Consider the following 15,775-nt stretch of genomic DNA (forward strand, 5'->3'; position numbering starts at 1 on the left):
CCCCATGGCCACGCATCGCTTCGTCGAGCGGGACGACGGCAGCCTCGTCGTCACCGCGACCGCGCCCCTGCCGCCCTACCCCGAGCGCCTGACTGCGCACCTCACCCGCTACGCCGCCGAGGCGCCGGACCGGCCGTTCCTGGTGCGCCGGGGGCAAGATGGGGCGTTCGAGCCCCTGACTTATGGGGCAGCGCTCCAGGCGGTCGAGCGGATCGCCGCGACGCTCCTCACCCGGAACCTCTCGGCCGAGCGGCCGGTGATGATCCTGTCGGGCAACGGCTTCGAGCACGCGCTCCTGTCCCTCGCCGCCCTCCACGCCGGCATCGCGGTGGCGCCGGTCTCGCCGGCCTATTCCACCGTGTCGCAGGACCATGCCCGCCTGCGGGCGATCGTCGAACTCCTCACTCCCGGCCTCGTCTTCGCGGCCGAGGGCGCGGTTTACGCGCCCGCCATCGCGGCGGCGGTCCCGGCGGGCACCGAGGTGGTGATCGCCGACGGCGCCGAGATCGGCCGGCCGGTCACCCGGTTCGACGACCTGCTGCGGGGCGAGGACTCCGCCGCCGTCGCGGCGGCGCATGGAGCGGTCGAACCGGGCACGGTGGCGAAGCTCCTGTTCACCTCCGGCTCGACCGGCGTGCCGAAGGCGGTGGTGAACACCCACCGGATGCTCGCCTCCAACCAAGCGATGCTGCAGGCGCGCTTCCCGGCGCTCACCGCCGAGCCGCCGGTGATGGTCGACTGGCTGCCCTGGCACCACACCTTCGGGGGCAACCACAACTTCAACTTGGTGCTGGCAAATGGCGGCACCCTCTATATCGACGAGGGCCGCCCGACCCCCGGCGGCATCCGCGAGACCGTGCGCGTTTTGCGCGAGGTCGCCCCCACCCTCTACCTCACGGTGCCGAAGGGCTTCGAGGCGCTGGTCCCGCACCTGCGCGACGACGAGGCACTACGAAAAAACTTCTTCAGCCGGCTCCAGGTCACCTTCTTCGCCGCGGCCGGCCTGCCGCAGCCGGTCTGGGATGCGATCGACGACCTTGCCCGGCAAACCATCGGCCGGACGGTGCCGATGGTGACGGGGCTCGGGGCCACCGAGACCGCCCCGCTGGCCCTCGTCACCGACGACCGCCCGGCCAAGGCCGGCCAGGTCGGCCTGCCGGCCCCGGGAGTCGAGTTGAAGGTCGCGCCGGTCGGCACCAAGCGCGAGGCGCGGGTGCGGGGCCCCAACGTGACGCCCGGCTACTGGCGCCGGCCGGACCTGACGGCGTCCGCCTTCGACGAGGAGGGCTTCTACCGCCTCGGCGACGCGCTGGTGCCGGTCGATTCGAATGATCCCTACCGCGGCTTCACCTTCGACGGCCGCCTCAACGAGGATTTCAAGCTCACCACCGGGGTGTGGGTCAGCGTCGGCCCGTTGCGGGCCGCCTTCCTCGACGCGTTCCAGCCGCTGGTGCGCGACGTCGCCATCGCGGGCGAGGCGCGCGACGAGGTCGCGGCCCTGGTCTTCCCCGACCTCGCCGCCTGCCGCGCCCTGTGTGGAGAAACGGGCGGCGACGAGGCGGTCCTCGCGCACCCGGCGGTCCGGCAGGAATTCGCCCGGCGCCTCGCCGCCTTCGCGCAGAAGGCCACCGGCTCGTCGAACCGCATCGCCCGGCTCCTGCTGATGGCCGAGCCCCCGGCCCTCGACCGCGACGAGGTGACAGACAAGGGCTCGATCAACCAGCGCGGCGTGCTGCGCAACCGCTCGGAGGCGGTCGAACGCCTCTACGCCGCGCCCCACGCCCCCGACATCATCACCCCGGAGACCGCATGACCGCGCCCGAGACCACCGACCACGAGGGCTTCAGCCACACCCGCACCCTGACGGTGGAATGGGGCCATTGCGACCCCGCCGGCATCGTGTTCAACCCGCGCTTCTTCGACTTCTTCGACTGGTCGACCGCGCTCCTGTGCGAGGCCGCGACCGGGCTGCCGAAGGCCGGGATGCTCGCCCGCTACGACCTCCTCGGCATTCCGCTGGTCGAGACGGGCGCACAGTTCCTGAAACCCTCGCGCTACGGCGACCGGGTCGAGATCGTCACGACGGTGGTGGAGGTCGGCCGCTCCAGCTTTGCCGTGCGCCACCGCCTGCTCAACGCCGGCGCCCTCGCGGTCGAGGGCCGCGAGCGCCGGGTCTGGGCCGGCCGCCACCCCGACGACCCGACCCGGATGAAGGCGGCGCCGATTCCGGAGGAGCTGGTGCGAAAGTTCCGGGGGGAGTGAGGGTCACTCCGCCTCCTCCACCCCCTCGTCCCCCGTCACCTCCCGCGCCCCCTGCTCCAGCCGGCGCAGCAGGCCGAGGAGCGCGCTCCGCTCCTCCGGCCCCAGGAAGGCGGCGATGCGCTCCTCGTGGGCGGCCTCGCGGCGGTGCAGCTCGGCCATCAGGGCCTCGCCGTCCGGGGTGAGGAAGAGGGATTGCGAGCGGCGGTCGGTCGGGTCGGGCTCGCGCCGTACCAGGCCGCGTCCCTCCAGCTCGTCGAGGAGCGGGCCGATATTGGCCCGCTTGATGCCGATCGCCGCGCCGACCTGGCTCGGCCGCAGCCCCGGGCTGCCCTCGATGACGGTGAGCACGCCGAGCTGGCTCTGGCGCACGTCGAGATCGGCGAACAGCTCGACGAAGCTGCGGGAGACCGCGACCTGCGCCCGCCGCAGGGTGTAGCCGATCAGGCCTTCGAGGCGGGCGAGGCCCGGGGAATCATCGCTCGGCAACGCTGGACGGGCCCTTCTCTTAAGCCGTGAACCTGTCCCGCCACCTGCCCGCGATCGAGCCCGGGCGCAAGCGGCGAGGCCGTGCGCCCGGGGCCTTCCCTCAGCCCGCCGCCCGGGCCTCCCGGTCCCAGGCCGCCTCGACCTCCAGCGATCGCTTGTCCCGCTTGCAGGTGGCGAGCGCGGCGTCGCGGCCGTCCTCGCGGTAGGTGACGGCGAAGTCGCCCTTGCCCACCTCGCCCGCGATGCGCGTGTCCTCCGCCGATCCGGCATGGCCGACATAGCGCAGGCTGGTGCCGTAATGGCCGCTCCAGAAGAACGGCGTTTCGGTGAACGCCGCCGACTCCCCCAGGAGCGCCCGGGCGACGTGCTGGCCCTGGCGCTGGGCGTGGACCCAGTGCTCGACCCGCAGGCGCTGCCCGCTGTGGGGATCGGGGTACGACGCCACGTCGCCGATGGCGTAGATCCCCGGCGCGGACGCCGCGAGATGCGCATCGACCGCGATGCCGCCGCCCTCGTCCTTGGCCGCGAGCGCCAGGCCGGCGGCCTCGGCGAGGTCGGTGCGGGGCGCGACGCCGGTGCCGAGCACCACGAGGTCGGCCTCGACCCGGCTGCCGTCGTCGAGGGTGAGGGCCCGGCCGTCGAAGCCCGTGACCTCCCGGCCGAGGCGGAAAGTGACGCCCTTCTCCTCGTGCAAGCCCTGGACGAAGCGGCCGACCGCCTCGCCGAGGACCCTTTCGAGGGGCACCGCGTCAGGCGCCACCACCGTGACGGCCTTCTCGCGAGCCACCATCGCCGCGGCGACCTCGAGGCCGATGAAGCTCGCGCCGACCACCGCGATCCGGCGGGCGCCCGACGCCGCCGCGATCAGCGCGTCGGCGTCGGACAGGCTGCGCAGGGTGTGGACATCCGGGCGCTCGAAGCCCGGCAGGTCCGGCCGCCGCGGCGCCGCGCCCGTCGCGATCACCAGGGCGTCGTAAGGGAGCCGCTCGCCGCCCGCGGTCACGACCTCCTCGGCACCGAGATCGAGCGAGACCACCCGGTCGCGCAGGAGACGGGGGCCGTCGCCGGAATAGAAGCTCTCGGGGGACAGCAGCGTCTTCCCACGCTCCGCCTTGCCGGAGAGATACTGCTTCGAGCAGAAGGTGCGGTCGTAGGGGGGATCGGGATCGTCGCTCACCAGGGTGACGGCGGCGCCGTGGCCGGCCCGGGCCAGCCACTCGGCGCAGGCATGCCCGCCGGCCCCGCCGCCGACGATCACGACCTTGCCGGGGGCTTGTACTACCTTGCCGGGGGCTTGGACCATCGTGCCGGGGGCCTTCGCGGCGGGCCTGGATGCGGCCTCGCGCCGGCCGGTCACGGTGATGCGGCCGTCGCGCTCCTCGGCGCGGTAGCACGGCAGCGGATCGAAGGCCGGGGCGCCGACCGCCTCGCCGGTCTCCAGGCTGAAGCGGGCATGGTGCCAGGGGCAGCGGATCTCGCCCTCCACCACGATCCCCTTGCCCATCGGCGCGCCGAGATGGGTGCAGCGGGCGCCGATCGCCCTCACCTTGCCGTCGCGGCGCAGGAGCAGCACCTTGGCCTCGCCGAGGGTGCCCTCGATCATCGCGCCCTCGGGCAAGTCGCCTGCCGGAATTCCGCGGGCGAAATCCGGCTTGTCCTCGGCAGCGGTCTTGTCGGAACCCGTGTCGGCCATGGCCTGCCTCTTCGTCAGTCGTCGCGTCGTCGGCAGGCAACGCGCGGGTGCCGTAACGGTGCCTCAGCCGATCCCGTCGATGTGCAGCCGGAGGCGCTGGAGGCCGCGAAGGGAGGCGCCCTGCATGCGCCAGGAGGAGCGTCCGATCGGCCCGGTCGGGGCCGGCGACCGGCGTGCCGAGGCGCCAATCAGGCAGCACGGAGATCGACACCGCGTGCGCTTGTTACGTCAAGCGGTCGATTCGTCCGAGTTTGCGGTTTTTATCAACAGATAATCCTTGCCTTTTCGGTCGCAGCGAACTTAAGGATAGGACACCCAATTCCAGTGATTCTCAGAGCGTGCCGGGATGGATGAGACCGCTAACACTCACGATCAGATTGTCACGCTGACGGCTGACATCATCTCTGCCTACGTCAGCAGCAATCATCTGCAGAGCGCAGAGTTGCCGAAGCTGATCTCCGATGTTTACGGTGCGCTGAACGAGATGGCACGGGGGACCAAGGCCGTCCCCGAGCCGGTTCATCCCAAGGCGACCGCGGGCGAGATCCGCCGCTCGATCACTCACGACTACCTGATCAGCTTCGAAGACGGCAAGTCCTACAAGACCCTGCGCCGCCACCTGACCTTGCGGGGTCTGACACCCGAAGCCTACCGCCAGAAGTGGGGCCTGCCCCACGACTACCCGATGACCTCGGCGAGCTATTCGGAGCAGCGCTCCGAGCTGGCCCGCTCGCTCGGCCTCGGCCAGCAGCGCCGCCGCTCGGTACGCAACGAGGCGGGAGACGACGCGGTCGCGACGGCCGAGATCTCCGCTCCCGACCTGATGGACGAAGCGCCCGAGGCATCCGAGGCCACGACCGAGAGCAAGCCCCGCCGCGGCCGCCGCGGCGCCTGAGGCGCTGCGACGGATCCAGTGCGTCGCGACGGGATCGCGGAAACACGCTCCGACGAGATTGGGGAGACCTGCTCCTCTCCCGCCTGCGTATGACCCGCTCGACAGTATTGAGGGCGTGGTTGATTAGCTTCCACAGAGCTGACACCCTGCATGTCATCCCGGAGCCGCGCAGCGGAACCCAGGATCCATAACCGCTGACAGTGCGGGACGAAGCGGAGCGCAGATCGCTCGACTGCCGAACGTCAGCGGTTATGGATCCCGGGTTCTCGCCTGCGGCGAGCCCCGGGATGACGTGGGAGTGGGCGGTCCTTGTGCTGAAGTGATCGGTACGATCAGTCAATCGAGCTCTCGTGCGACTTCCGGAAGATTGCTTTCGGAAGCCGTATGAGGAGTCCGCGCGGCGCTCGAACAAAGCCGTTTTCCGCATCGCAGAGCGATCAGTCGGAAACCGTATCAGACGAGATCTTCCGGAACGCCCGCCGCACGCGCGAGAAAGGAAGTTCTGCGCCCGATCGTTCCGGAATTTTCGTAGCCTCAGCCGCTGCGCGCCGTGGCAGCCAGGGCCGCGAAGGCATGGGCCACCGCGACGGCGCCCGGGTCCTCCACCCCGGCGAGGTCGGCGGCGGCGAGGTAGCTCGAGCGGCCGGTCCCGGCCCGGGTCATCCCGGCGGTGGCGGCGGCTCCCGCTTCCGCCGCCCGCGCCGCCGCCTCAAAGCCGTCGGGCAGGGCCGCGAGGGCCGGCACCAGGGCGTCGAGCAGGGTGCGGTCGCCGGGCCGCGCGCCGCCATGGGCCTGGAGCCGGGCCGCACCGCGCGCGAGGGCGTCGGGCCAGCCGAACCCGTCGGCGAGGCCGGCGCCCGTGGCGGAGAAAAAGATCGACATCAGCACCCCGCTCGATCCGCCGGCCACCCGGGCGAGGCGCTCGGAGAGCGCGCGGCACAGGGCGGCGGGCTCGGCCTGCGGCAGCCGGTCGAGATCGGCGAGCACGGCCCGCGCCGCCGCCGCGAAGGTGGTGCCGGTGTCGCCGTCCCCGACCCGCGCGTCGAGGGCGTTGAGCGCGCCTTCCGCCGCGATCAGGGCGGTGCCGACCGCGGTGATCGCCCGCGCCACGGCGGGATCCTGCGAGGGGGCGGCCTCGCCCTGCCGCGCGAGGCCGTCGGGCAGGGGGCGCGTCGCCGGCGCGACGACCGGAACCGCGCGCGGCCAAGCCGGCACCTCGGTCGCAGCGGTCAGCGCGGCCTCCGTCGCGGGATCGAGCGGCAGCAGCGAGAGCGAGGCGCCGTGCATGTCCAGGGCCGTCATCGCGGCGGCCGGTCCGAGGAGCAGGCGCACCCGCGCTCCCAGCGGCGTCGCCAGCACCGCGCGGGTCAGCACCTGCATCTCCAGCGCGGTGGTGCCGCCGAGGTTGTTGACCAGGAGGGCGAGCGGTCCGTCCTCCGGGAGCGCCGCGGCGAGGCGCCCGGTCATCAGGCCGGCGAGGTCGGTCGCCGGCGGAAGGGCGATGCGCTCGATGCCGGGCTCGCCGTGAATCCCGAGGCCGAGCTCGGCCTGACCCGGCGCGAGACGCGCCTCCGCGACGCCGCCCGGCATCGTGCAGCCCGAGACCGCGATGCCGAGGGACCTGACCCCCGCGGCCACCGCCCGCGCCGCCGCGGCGACCTCGGCGAGGGGCCGGCCGCTCTCTGCGGCGTGGCCCGCCACCTTGTGCACCAGGAGCGTGCCGGCGATGCCGCGGGGTTGCGCGGCGCCCGGGATCGCGACGTCGTCGGCGACCGTGACGGTCTCGATCGCGAGCCCGAGGGCGCGGGCGCGCTCGGCGGCCAGCCCGAAATTCAGCCGGTCGCCGGCGTAGTTCTTGATGATGACGAGGCAGCCCGCCGGTCCGGTCACCGCCAGGATGCCCGCCAGCACCGCGTCGACGGAGGGCGAGGCGAAGACGTCGCCGCAGACCGCCGCGGTGAGGAGGCCGCTCCCGACGAAGCCCGCATGGGCCGGCTCGTGGCCCGAGCCTCCCCCCGAGACGACCGCGACACGGTCGGCCGTCCAGCCGGCCCGCAGCACGACCCGGATCGCCGGATCGCCGTCGAGGCGGGCGAGCCGGCCGCCGCTGCCCGCGACGAGCCCGTCCACTGCCTCGGCCACCAGGGCGGCGCGGTCGTTGATGAAGTGGGCCATCCGGTCCTCCCAGGGTGCATGATCCGACGAAGCGGATTCCGGCTCGTCGGCGGTATGCGGCCGATCCTGCCAAAAGCGCGGCCGGCCCGCCACGGCGGACGCGCCCGCCCCGAACGGCTTTGCCGAATCGGCCGCTTCGGGCCATAAGGGGCGGAATCCTCCGGGCCGGAATTTCCCCGGCGTCCCGGCTGCCGCGCGGCATCCGGGACCCGGACCGGTTTCGAGACCCGCCGGGGCAGTGTCGCAGCGGCGCCCGATCCCCAGGTGAGCCCGCCGCCGACGCCGATGAGTGACCCCCTTCCGTTCCTCGCCGGCGGCGGCCGCGCGGCCGCGATGATCCGCGCGCGCGACTGGTCCGGCCACCCGCTCGGCCCCCCGGAGACCTGGCCGGAGGCCCTGCGCACGGCGCTGAGCCTGGTGCTGAACTCGCCCGAGAGCATGATCCTGGCCTGGGGGCCGGACCTGCATTTCTTCTTCAACGAGACCTACTTTCCGCTGCTCGGCCCCCGGCTCGACTGGGCGATGGGCGAGCGCTTCGACCGGGTCTGGGCCGATGGCTGGGAGCAGGCGAAGCCCATCATCGACGACGCCTTCGCCGGGCGCAGCCGGCGCTTCGTCGACCTGCCGTGGACGCTCGGCACCGACCGGGGCGAGGCCGAGACCTGGTGGACCTTCTCCTACTCGCGGGTGCTCGACGGCGAGGGCCGCGTCGCCGGCCTGTTCATCCTCACCAACGAGACCACCGCCCAGGTGATCGCGACCCGGCGCCTGCGCGAGAGCGAGGCGGTCGCCCGGGAGAACATCGAGCGGGTCCAGCTCGCCCTCTCGGCCGGCGCGATCATCGGCACCTGGTTCTGGGACCTGCCGAACGACCGCTTCACCGTCGACGAGGCCTTCGCCCGCAGCTTCGGCCTCGATCCGGCGCTCGGCCGCGAAGGCCTGAGCCTGGAGCAGGTGATCGAGACGGTGCACCCGGACGACCGGGCCGGCCTGATCGCGGCGATCGACGCGGTGGTGATCCGCGGCGGCGCCTATGCCCACCAGTACCGGACCCGGCGCGCCGACGGCCACTACTACTGGCTCGAGGCGAACGGGCGGGTCGACCATGCGCCCGACGGCACGCCGCTGAGCTTCCCCGGCGTCCTCATCGACGTGAACGAGCGCCGCGCCGTCGAGGCGGAGCGCGACCGCGCCACCACGATGCTGCGGGCGCTGACCGAGACCCTGGAGCAGCAGGTCGCCGCGCGCAGCGCCGAGCTGATGCGGGCCGAGGAGGCCTTGCGCCAGTCGCAGAAGATGGAGGCGGTGGGCCAGCTGACAGGGGGCATCGCCCACGACTTCAACAACCTGCTCGCCGGCATCTCGGGGGCGCTCGAACTGATGCAGACCCGCATCGGCCAGGGCCGGCTCAAGGACGTCGAGCGCTACATGGCGGCGGCGCAAGGCGCGGCGAAGCGCGCGGCCGCACTCACCCACCGGCTGCTCGCCTTCTCCCGCCGCCAGACCCTCGACCCGCGGCCCACCGACGTCGACCGGCTGGTGGCCGGGATGGAGGAGCTGATCCGGCGCACCGTCGGGCCGGCGGTCGAGATTGCCGTCACGGGCACCCCCGACCTCTGGACCGTCCTCGTCGACCCGCCGCAGCTCGAGAACGCGCTCCTCAACCTCTGCCTCAACGCCCGCGACGCGATGCCCGACGGCGGGCGCATCGCGATCGAGACCGCGAACCTGCGCCTCGACGCGGCGGCGGCGCGCGGGCACGAGATCCCGCCCGGCGACTACCTGTCGCTCTGCGTCACCGATACCGGCACCGGCATGGCGCCGGAGGTGATCGCCCGGGTGTTCGAGCCGTTCTTCACCACGAAGCCGATCGGCCAGGGCACCGGCCTGGGGCTCTCGATGATCTACGGCTTCACCCAGCAATCGGGCGGGCAGGTGCGGATCACCTCGGAGGTCGGACGCGGCACCCGCGTCCGCCTCGTCCTGCCGCGCCACCACGGCGCCTCCGAGGCTGAAGGCCCGCCGGCGACCCTGGCGGAGGCGCCCCGGGCGGAGCGGGGCGAGACGGTGCTGATCGTCGACGACGAGCCGACCGTGCGCATGCTGGTGGCCGAGGTGCTGGAGGATCTCGGCTACACGGCGATCGAGGCGGCGGACGGCGCGGCCGGCCTCAGGGTGCTGCAATCGGACGCGCGCATCGATCTCGTCGTCACCGATGTCGGCCTGCCCGGCGGCATGAACGGGCGCCAGATGGCCGATGCCGGCCGGGCGCGGCGGCCGGGCCTGAAGGTGCTGTTCATCACCGGCTACGCCGAGAATGCGGCCCTCGGCACCGGGCAGTTCGAGCCCGGGATGCAGGTGCTGACCAAGCCCTTCGCGGTCGAAGCCCTGGCGTCGCGCATCCGCGAGATGCTGGCCCGTCCCTGAACCCGAACCATGCGGCGCCCTGCCGCGGGATGACGTTGCGTTAGACGGCGTTAAGGGCTGGTGCTTCAAGGAGGGGAACAAGCCCACGATCGTCTGGGACACTCCATGTTCGCCCTCGCGCGCCGCTCCAGCAAAGCCGCCAAGCTCGACGCCATCGAGCGCTCGCAGGCCATCGTGACGTTCGGGCTCGACGGCCTGCTCGCCGAGGCGAACGAGAATTTCCTCCAGCTGATGGGCTACCGCCTCGACGAGGTGCGCGGGCGCCACCACCGCCTGTTCGTCGACCCCGCCGAGGCGGCGAACCCTGCCTACGAGGCGTTCTGGGCTCGCCTGCGCCGGGGCGAGGTGCAGAGCGCCGAGTACCGGCGCCTGGCCAAGGGCGGGCGGGAGGTGTGGATCCGCGCCAGCTACAACCCGGTGCGCGACGCAAGCGGCCGGCCGGTCCGGATCGTGAAATTCGCCCTCGACATCACCGCCGAGAAGCAGGCGGCGGCGGACGCCGCCGGCCAGATCGCCGCGATCAACCGCTCGCAGGCGGTGATCCACTTCGCCCCCGACGGCACGATCCTCGACGCCAACCCGCACTTCCTCGCGGCGACGGGCTATGGCCTTTCCGAGATCGTCGGCCGCCACCACCGCCTGTTCCTCACCGGCGACGAGTCCGCCGGGCCGGACTACCGCGACTTCTGGGCGAGGCTCGCCCGCGGCGAGTACCAGGCGGGCGAGTTCAAGCGGCGGGCCAAGGACGGCTCCGAAATCTGGATCCAGGCGACCTACAACCCGATCCTCGATGGCGCCGGGCGCACGCTCAGGATCGTCAAGTACGCCACCGACATCACCGCCGCCAAGCAGCACGCCGCCGACACCGCCGGCAAGATCGAGGCGGCGCTCCGCTCGCAGGCGGTGATCGAGTTCGACATGGACGGCACCATCCTCGATGCCAACGGCCACTTCCTGAAGGCGATGGGCTACGGCCTCGACGAGATCGTCGGCCGCCACCACCGCCTGTTCGTCTCGCCCGACTACGCCGCGAGCCGCAGCTACGCCGAGTTCTGGGACTCCCTCCGCGCCGGGCGCTACGCCTCCGCGGTCTACCAGCGGGTCGGCAAGGGCGGCCGGGAGGTGTGGATCCAGGCCACCTACACGCCGGTCCTCGACCTCGACGGACGTCCCTGCAAGGTCATCAAGTTCGCCACCGACGTCACCCACAGCATGACCATCCGGGCCCGCGCGATCGCGGCGGCGGAGCAGACCCTGACCCGGATCCAGTCGGTGGCCGAGGCCTCCGAGGAGATGCACCGGACCTCGGCGTCGATCGCGGCCCGGATGGGCCAGTCCCAGCAGGCGGTCGGCGAGATCCAGGAGAGGATGGGCGTGGCGGGCGCCGCCACCGCCCGGCTCGACGTGGCGGCGCAGGCGATGAACGGCGTCGTCGAGGCGATCACCGCCATCGCCGAGCAGATCAACCTGCTGGCGCTGAACGCTACGATCGAGGCGGCCCGCGCCGGTGCGGCGGGAAGGGGCTTCGCCGTGGTCGCGGCGGAAGTGAAGAACCTCGCCGGCCAGGCCAGCGCCGCCACGGGGCGGATCTCGGGCGAGATCGGCGCCATGCAGACCGTGTCGCGCGAGGTCGCCGCGGCCCTGGGCTCGATCAGCCATGCGGTCGACGCCGTGCAGGGCTTCGTCGCCGAGACCGCGGCGGCGAGCGAGCAGCAGCGCGCCACCACCGGGGCGGTCAGCACCAACGTCCAGACCACGGCGTCCGGCGTCGCCGAGATCGCCGGCAGCCTCGACGAGTGGCTGGTCGGCATCGAGGAGCGGCGGATCGACGAGCGGACGCGCACCTCCCTGACCGGCCGGGTCGTGCTGCCGCCGGGATCGGGACCGGTGGAGGCGATGTCCTGCCTCGTGCTCAACCTCTCGAAGTCCGGCGCCAAGCTCGCCCTCGAACGCCCGGTCCGCCTGCCGCCGCGGATCCGCCTCGAAGTCGAGGGCCATGGCGAGCGCGCCGGCGTGGTGGTGCGCCAGCACGGTTGCGAGATCGGCATCCGCTTCGGGGAGTGATGCAGAATCAGGATATTTTCCTCTGGGAAATATCTGTTTTGCCGGCTACATTGTGCGACGCGCGTTGTCTGGTGCCGTGGTGTTAGTTCCAGACCAGCCCTCACCCGAAAACCTCGCTGTGCGAGCCGAGCCGGGCGAGCCGCAAGGTCGTTGCATCGGGCTTGTGATAGATCAAGACAAGGTCCGGCTTCACGTGGCAATCGCGATAGCCGGACCAGTTCCCGATGAGCTCATGGTCGCGATAGTGTGGGGCGAGGGGCTGATCAGTCGCAAGCGCGGTCAGGACCGGCAGGAGCAAGCTGTCGAGCGTCGCTCTGTACCGTCCTCGAACCTCTCGCTTGTAGTCGCGCTTGAACGCAGTCGAGCGGTCAATCGTCCGCATGGAGATCGGCCATCAAGGCATCGATCCCGTTCAGGCGCGTGCCGCGCCCCTCTTCCAACTCGGCGATGGCCTCTCGCGTCTCCGCATTCGGAGCCTTGGCATTCGGAATCTCTGCGTCGAAGGGGAGCCGCCGCTCGTCGGCGATGCGCAGCATCAAGAGCCTGATCGCATCGGAGACGGACAGACCCATGGCATCCAGCGCTTCCACGGCGCGTTCCTTAACATCCGCGTCGATGCGGGCGCGAACGTAGGTGACGTCGGACATCAGCGTCTCCGAAGCAGGTCTTCCGATGTTGTGGGCTCGCGACCACACCGGCGCAACCGGCGCGGCGTCGCGTGGCGCCCTACAGCCGCGGCCAGCCGAGCAGCCGCCCCGGCGCGAACGGCGCCACCGGCACCGCCGGCGTGCGGCCGGTGGCGAGATCGGCGACGAGCTGGCCGGTGATCGGGCCGGTGGAGAGCCCGATATGGCCGTGGCCGAAGGCGAAGATCAGGCCGGGATGGCGCGGAGCGGGGCCGATCACCGGCAGGCCGTCCGGGGTCGAGGGGCGCGAGCCGAGCCAGGGCCGGTTGTCGAGGGGCTGGCTGAGGCGCACGGTGCCGGCGGCCTCCCGCGCCGCCGCCTCGATCTGGCGGTAATCCGGCTCGGCGTGGCGGTCCGCGACCTCGACGCCGGAGAGCACCCGCACCCGGCCCTCGCCCATCGGCGACAGGATCGAGGCGGCGCCGGTGTCGTAGACCGGGCGCGTGAGGGCCGGGCTCTCGGGATGCAGGGCGTAGTGGCGGTGGTAGCCGCGCTCGGCCGCGAAGGCGAAGCGGTAGCCGAGGGGCCGCGCCAGCTCGTGCGCCGCCGCCCCCGTCGCCAGCACCACCTGGCGCGCCCGAACCGTCCCGCCCGGATGGACGACGTGCCAGCCGTCGGCCCGGAGGTCCAGGCGGCTCACGGTGGTGCGCAGGATCCGTCCGCCGAGGCCGGACAAGAGCCGCTCGGCGGCCTCGACCAGCCCGCCGGGATCGCCGACGGCGCCGGTCTCCGGCAGCAGCATCGCCCGGGCGAAGGGACGGATCAGCGCCGGCTCCAGCGCCTGGATCGCCGGACCCTCGACTATCTCGAACGGCACGCCGTGACGGCTCAGGATCTCGCGCTCCAGGGCCGCCCCCGCGAAGGCGGCCTCCGTCCGGTAGAGCTTCACCCAGCCGCATTCGCGTAGGATGTGGGGCACGCCGGCCCGGTCGGCGAGGCGCCGGTGCTCCGGATAGGCGGCGTCGGTGAGCGGCGCCAGCGCGTCGGCGGCCCGGCGCCAGGCGGAGGTGCGGGCGCTCGCCAGGAAATGGGCCGCCCAGGGCAGCACCCGCAGAAGATGACCATGGCGCAGGCGAAGGCCCGGATCGGCGTTGCGCAGATAGGCCGGCAGCTTGCCCCACAGGCCGGGGCCCGACATCGGCAGGATCGAGCCGCGGCTGACCACGCCGGCATTGCCGTAGGAGGTGCGCGCCCTCGCCTCGCCGGGATCGCACAGGACCACGTCCTGCCCGCGATCCCTCAGGGCGATGGCGGAGGAGAGCCCGACCATCCCGCCGCCGACCACCACGATGTCGGCTGTCTGTTCGTCGTGCTGCATCACTGCTGTCTCGTTCTCATCGGTGCGGGTCTACCGGGGGACAAGAAGAGCGCGGTTTCTCCTCTCCCCGCGGGCGGGGAGAGGGCCGAACCCTCGTCCAGAGGGTTCGGCAAGCCCGTAGGGCGAGGGTGAGGGGGTGGCACCGGAAGAGTCTCCTCCGGAAGCACCCCCTCACCCTCGCTTCGGCTTTCGCCTCCGCTTGCCGTGTCTCCTGAACGTCGGTGGGATCTTCGATCCCCAGGCCCTCTCCCCGCGGGAAGTCGGGCTTGCCCGACTTCGTCCCTTGATTGCAGATCCCGGGCAAGCCCGGGATCTGTCGGGGAGAGGGGGGAAGCCCGCGCCGTTTCTTTTCCCCGGACAGCCCTGCCGCCTGCGGGGAGCGAAGAGATCCCGCGCCCTCTCCTGATCCGCGATTGTCCCTGGCCAGACCTGCGATTACGGCTCCAGCCCCGCCAGATCGCGGACCGCCCCCAGGAGCACCCGCGTCGCCGCGTCGGCATCCTCCAGGGTGATCGATTCGGCCGGGTTGTGGCTGATCCCGCCGCGGCAGCGCACGAACAGCATCGCCGAGGGGCCGAGCGCCGCCATCGCCACCGCGTCGTGGGTGGCGCCGGAGGGCAGCATCAGGGGGGAAAAGCCGAGGCGCCGCGCCGCCCGGTCGAGCGTGGCCTGGAAGCCCGGATCGAGGGCGACCGCCGCGTTGTCCATGAAGGTCTCGGCGCCGAAACCCACCGCCCGGCGCTGCGCGATCGCCCGGCATTCGGCCTCGATCGCCGTGAACAGGCCCAGGCGCTCGGAATCGTCGGGCGCGCGCACGTCGAGGCTGAAATCGACCCGGCCCGGGATCACGTTGACGGCGCCCGGCACGACGCTGAGCGCCCCCACCGTCGCGACCGCACCCGGCACCGCCTCCCCTAAGCGCTCGACCGCGAGCGCCATCTCGGCGGCGGCGGCCAGCGCGTCCCGGCGCATGCCCATCGGCACGGTGCCGGCATGGTTGGCCTCGCCGGTCACGGTGCAGCGCGCCCGGGTGAGCCCGACGATGCCCGAGACCACCCCCACCGGCTGCGCCGCCGCTTCCAGCGCCGGGCCCTGCTCGATGTGGATCTCGAGATAGCCGGCGATCTCCTCACGGCGCCGGGCGAGGGCCGGGATGCCGTCCGGATCGCCGCCGAATTGCGCCAGCGCCTCGCGCAAGGGGGTGCCGGCGGCGTCGCGGCCCTCCAGCCACTCCATCCTGTATTGCCCGGCCCAGGCCTTCGAGGTCGAGAGCGAGGTCGGGAAGCGCACGTTCTCCTCGTCGCCGAAGGCCACCACTTCGAGGGCGAAGGGCAGCGCGAGCCCGCGCAGCGCCTCGGCGACGGCGAGGCCCGCCGCCACGCCGAGGGGACCGTCGTAGCGCCCGGCATCGACCACGCTGTCGATGTGCGAGCCGAGCACCAGGGCCGGCAGCCCGGGCTCCCGCCCTTCCATCCGCCCGACCACGCTGCCGGCGGCGTCGATCCGCGCCGCGAGCCCCGCCTCCCGCATCAGGCCGAGCACCGCCTCGGCGGTCGCCCGGTGGGCCGGCGAGAGGTAGAGCCGGGTCAGCCGGCCGGGCTCGTCGGTGTGGCGGGCGAGGTCGTCGATCAGCGCCATCACGCGGGCGCCGAGGCGGGAAGTGTCGGTCATGGCGTCGGTCATGGCGGTCGCGACCTGAACTGGCATCGAGCGGGCGGTATGCAGGGTCGGTGCCGGTGGAGGCAACCGGGCCCGGAGCATGCCGGCGG

At 72.5% G+C, this 15,775-nt stretch carries 11 protein-coding genes and 1 pseudogene; 5 read left to right on the plus strand and 7 right to left on the minus strand.

The genetic code is table 11. The features are described from left to right. Positions 1-4: 4 nt before the first annotated feature. Positions 5-1,813: a feruloyl-CoA synthase gene (locus BM430_RS18235; RefSeq protein ID WP_093568674.1), complete on the plus strand. Its 1,809-nt coding sequence runs from the start codon at positions 5-7 to the stop codon at positions 1,811-1,813. Then, positions 1,810-2,262 carry an acyl-CoA thioesterase gene (locus BM430_RS18240; RefSeq protein WP_093568675.1) on the plus strand — a complete coding sequence of 151 codons (453 nt, stop codon included), beginning with the start codon at positions 1,810-1,812 and terminating at the stop codon, positions 2,260-2,262. The genes BM430_RS18235 and BM430_RS18240 overlap by 4 nt, the downstream gene beginning before the upstream one ends. Positions 2,263-2,265: 3 nt before the next feature. Here the strand turns inward: BM430_RS18240 and BM430_RS18245 are convergent, their stop codons facing one another. Both BM430_RS18245 and BM430_RS18250 read right to left on the minus strand, forming a co-directional pair. Further along, positions 2,266-2,748: a MarR family winged helix-turn-helix transcriptional regulator gene (locus BM430_RS18245; protein ID WP_093568676.1), complete on the minus strand. Its 483-nt coding sequence runs from the start codon at positions 2,746-2,748 to the stop codon at positions 2,266-2,268. Between the two features lie 100 nt (positions 2,749-2,848). Next, the gene (locus tag BM430_RS18250) at positions 2,849-4,441 is read right to left on the minus strand and encodes an FAD-dependent oxidoreductase (protein WP_093568677.1); all 1,593 of its coding nucleotides are present in this window, start codon (positions 4,439-4,441) and stop codon (positions 2,849-2,851) included. 346 nt (positions 4,442-4,787) lie between these two features. Between BM430_RS18250 and BM430_RS18255 the strand changes: the two genes are divergently transcribed. Beyond that, positions 4,788-5,336 (plus strand): Ros/MucR family transcriptional regulator, encoded by a 549-nt coding sequence (locus BM430_RS18255; protein WP_093568678.1) that lies wholly within the window; start codon positions 4,788-4,790, stop codon positions 5,334-5,336. 534 nt (positions 5,337-5,870) lie between these two features. On the opposite strand, the gene BM430_RS18260 is transcribed toward BM430_RS18255, so the two are convergent. Then, positions 5,871-7,511 (minus strand): dihydroxyacetone kinase subunit DhaK, encoded by a 1,641-nt coding sequence (locus tag BM430_RS18260; protein WP_093568679.1) that lies wholly within the window; start codon positions 7,509-7,511, stop codon positions 5,871-5,873. Positions 7,512-7,796: 285 nt separating this feature from the next. Here BM430_RS18260 and BM430_RS18265 point away from each other — a divergent pair, with 285 nt between their 5' ends. Beyond that, positions 7,797-9,938 carry a hybrid sensor histidine kinase/response regulator gene (locus BM430_RS18265; protein WP_093568769.1) on the plus strand — a complete coding sequence of 714 codons (2,142 nt, stop codon included), beginning with the start codon at positions 7,797-7,799 and terminating at the stop codon, positions 9,936-9,938. Between the two features lie 105 nt (positions 9,939-10,043). Beyond that, positions 10,044-11,888: pseudogene (locus BM430_RS18270) on the plus strand (PAS domain S-box protein); the annotation flags it as partial. Between the two features lie 214 nt (positions 11,889-12,102). Here the strand turns inward: BM430_RS18270 and BM430_RS18275 are convergent. From BM430_RS18275 to BM430_RS18290, 4 genes are all read right to left on the minus strand, one after another. Further along, complete coding sequence (locus tag BM430_RS18275; protein WP_093568681.1) at positions 12,103-12,384, minus strand: type II toxin-antitoxin system YafQ family toxin; 282 nt, start codon at positions 12,382-12,384, stop codon at positions 12,103-12,105. Further along, entirely contained in the window at positions 12,371-12,649 is a 279-nt protein-coding gene (locus tag BM430_RS18280; protein WP_093568682.1) for a type II toxin-antitoxin system RelB/DinJ family antitoxin, read from the minus strand. The genes BM430_RS18275 and BM430_RS18280 overlap by 14 nt, the downstream gene beginning before the upstream one ends. A 79-nt stretch (positions 12,650-12,728) precedes the next feature. Further along, complete coding sequence (locus tag BM430_RS18285; RefSeq protein ID WP_093568683.1) at positions 12,729-14,006, minus strand: NAD(P)/FAD-dependent oxidoreductase; 1,278 nt, start codon at positions 14,004-14,006, stop codon at positions 12,729-12,731. 435 nt (positions 14,007-14,441) lie between these two features. After that, positions 14,442-15,677 carry an allantoate amidohydrolase gene (locus BM430_RS18290; protein WP_244539541.1) on the minus strand — a complete coding sequence of 412 codons (1,236 nt, stop codon included), beginning with the start codon at positions 15,675-15,677 and terminating at the stop codon, positions 14,442-14,444. Positions 15,678-15,775: the final 98 nt, after the last annotated feature.

Origin of the sequence: Methylobacterium sp. 174MFSha1.1 (assembly GCF_900116815.1) — a bacterium.
Classification (GTDB): domain Bacteria; phylum Pseudomonadota; class Alphaproteobacteria; order Rhizobiales; family Beijerinckiaceae; genus Methylobacterium.

Coding starts and splice junctions, on each gene's coding strand:
- BM430_RS18255 (WP_093568678.1), top strand. CDS start 4,788: ATGGATGAGACCGCTAACACTCACGATCAGATTGTCACGCTGACGGCT.
- BM430_RS18265 (WP_093568769.1), top strand. CDS start 7,797: ATGAGTGACCCCCTTCCGTTCCTCGCCGGCGGCGGCCGCGCGGCCGCG.
- BM430_RS18240 (WP_093568675.1), top strand. CDS start 1,810: ATGACCGCGCCCGAGACCACCGACCACGAGGGCTTCAGCCACACCCGC.
- BM430_RS18235 (WP_093568674.1), top strand. CDS start 5: ATGGCCACGCATCGCTTCGTCGAGCGGGACGACGGCAGCCTCGTCGTC.
- BM430_RS18250 (WP_093568677.1), bottom strand. CDS start 4,441: ATGGCCGACACGGGTTCCGACAAGACCGCTGCCGAGGACAAGCCGGAT.
- BM430_RS18290 (WP_244539541.1), bottom strand. CDS start 15,677: ATGACCGACACTTCCCGCCTCGGCGCCCGCGTGATGGCGCTGATCGAC.
- BM430_RS18260 (WP_093568679.1), bottom strand. CDS start 7,511: ATGGCCCACTTCATCAACGACCGCGCCGCCCTGGTGGCCGAGGCAGTG.
- BM430_RS18280 (WP_093568682.1), bottom strand. CDS start 12,649: ATGTCCGACGTCACCTACGTTCGCGCCCGCATCGACGCGGATGTTAAG.
- BM430_RS18275 (WP_093568681.1), bottom strand. CDS start 12,384: ATGCGGACGATTGACCGCTCGACTGCGTTCAAGCGCGACTACAAGCGA.
- BM430_RS18285 (WP_093568683.1), bottom strand. CDS start 14,006: ATGCAGCACGACGAACAGACAGCCGACATCGTGGTGGTCGGCGGCGGG.